This window comes from Kistimonas scapharcae, assembly GCF_039540975.1.
Lineage (GTDB): Bacteria > Pseudomonadota > Gammaproteobacteria > Pseudomonadales > Endozoicomonadaceae > Kistimonas > Kistimonas scapharcae.
Genome location: NZ_BAABFL010000259.1, coordinates 1 through 1,859, shown reverse-complemented (window position 1 = coordinate 1,859; position 1,859 = coordinate 1). Strand labels below are relative to the sequence as shown.

The 1,859-nt window shown below is 47.0% G+C and carries 2 protein-coding genes; one reads left to right on the top strand and one right to left on the bottom strand.

The window, feature by feature from the left end; translation table 11 throughout:
* Positions 1-69: 69 nt before the first annotated feature.
* Positions 70-1,131, top strand: a complete 1,062-nt coding sequence (locus ABD892_RS10840; protein ID WP_345195654.1) for a DUF6161 domain-containing protein — start codon at positions 70-72, stop codon at positions 1,129-1,131.
* A gap of 3 nt (positions 1,132-1,134) precedes the next feature.
* On the opposite strand, the gene ABD892_RS10835 is transcribed toward ABD892_RS10840, so the two are convergent.
* On the bottom strand, positions 1,135-1,551 hold the full coding sequence (locus ABD892_RS10835; RefSeq protein ID WP_345195653.1) for a hypothetical protein: 417 nt from the start codon (positions 1,549-1,551) through the stop codon (positions 1,135-1,137).
* Between the last annotated feature and the right edge of the window lie 308 nt (positions 1,552-1,859).

Sequence of the window (1,859 nt, the reverse complement as noted above, 5' to 3'; positions counted from 1 at the left end):
TCAGGCGGTAATGGGAACATGGGGATGAGCTTAGGCGGCAGAACGTGAAATCGCCTTATGTACCGGTTTTTGAGTACTTACAATGGTGATTCCCCCCCCAATAATGGACATGGACGTGACGTCTTAAATCATGTTAATAACGAAATTTCAAGCCTGATTCATGAACTCAAAAACATCCAACAGATGGAGATTGAAACCCAGCTTCGCCAACTACAAGAAAAATTTGGCACCTACTATGGCAAACGTAAACTACTCCATAGCAGTGATACAAAGGTGAAGTTCGCCACTCAATTGGCTGAAGATGACAAAGAAATTGCCTTCCTCGTTTTAAGATATTATTTGGGCATGAGATCGGAATTTCAGCGACCTGAATATGTGCGAGCTGCTGTCTTAGCGACGAACTTTGACTATCAAATCGTTCCCCGTTCCAATAATGAGCGCCAAGCCATGATTGAACTGCGGAATGAATGGCAGAGAAAGCTAACAAAACAAGAAGATGAGATTTCATCTTTAACAGAAACTTCTCTATCACTAGTCGAACAACAAGGCGAATTAATAGAAGCACATAAAAAGCAATTTGAGAAAAAGCTCAATTCTAATGAGGAATCCCTCAATTCTCTGCTTCAATCCTACACAGAACAAATGGAGGCTCTAAAAAAGCGCTTCAACGACGATATGGCGACCAAATCAGCAGTTACGTATTGGTCAAATAAAGCAAGTGACCACAAAAAATATGCTAAGTGGTTTGGAGGAATAGCCGTCTTTCTTGCTGTAGTCCTTATAGCTGTAATGGCTTGGGGTTTATACAAGGCATTTAGTCTAGAAACTGTCGCCTACTGGAAGATGGCGATCGTCGCCGTCATGTCATCCTTGGCAATCTGGATCATCCGAGTACTGGTGCGCATCTTCATCAGCAAACTGCATCTGGCAGAAGACGCGGAAGAGCGCGTCGCTATGGTTAAAACTTACCTAGCACTATTACAGGAAGACAACGGACTGGATGGCACTAACAAAGAGATGGTTCTGTCTTCCCTGTTCCGCCCTGGCAGTATTGGACTGATTAAGGATGAAGCGCCAGCCACCCCGATGGATATTGCACTGAAAGTCGTGGAAAAAGCCGCAACCAAATAAGCGTTACGGCGTCGTGGTTTTCACATACGCATACCAGACATTGTTCCCACTCTTATAGAGCGTCAATTCCCGCAAACCATCCAGCCCGTGCCAGCGTTGCCAGTCGTCGCCGATCTGGTCCGGGGCGCGGGTGGACAATCCCAGGCCGGACAGCGCCGCCGATGAATAAGGCAGGCTGTCCAGGCCACTGACCGTCAGCCAGTCGGCCTTGCCGTTGATAAAGACAATCTCCAGGTCAAAGCCCCACCAACACTTTTCACCCTGTTTCGCCGCTTCGCAGCCATCCGGCTGCCCCAGTTGTTCTGCCAGGGTGTCTTTGGTCTGCCCGGCGATATCGGGTATCACCAGGGAACCGGCAGAAGCAGGTATGGCCAGCAGCACACAGCAAAGCGCCAGCAGCGAGCGGACGTATTGAATCATGGGAATAATCCGTCGTTTTTCTTGTTGCCGCCAGTGTGACGGGATTGATTGGGTTTTAACAGCGGTTTCTCTAGCACTGATGCTGGTTTCATTAGTCGTAAAGTACGACTTGCCTGTCTGTTATAGTCCTACCTCTTTAATTCATTACTTTTAATATCTACTTCAATAAAACACCTTGGAATCGGCGTTAATCATTACCGATCCCAATTCAATTCCGCTATCCCTGATCCTTAAATCCCGCTTAACCTTGGGAATGTGAGCAAGCTGGCCGTACTTTTGGCAACAGAGTACAGTTTTTGCACAAAACG

Coding starts and splice junctions, on each gene's coding strand:
- ABD892_RS10835 (WP_345195653.1), bottom strand. CDS start 1,551: ATGATTCAATACGTCCGCTCGCTGCTGGCGCTTTGCTGTGTGCTGCTG.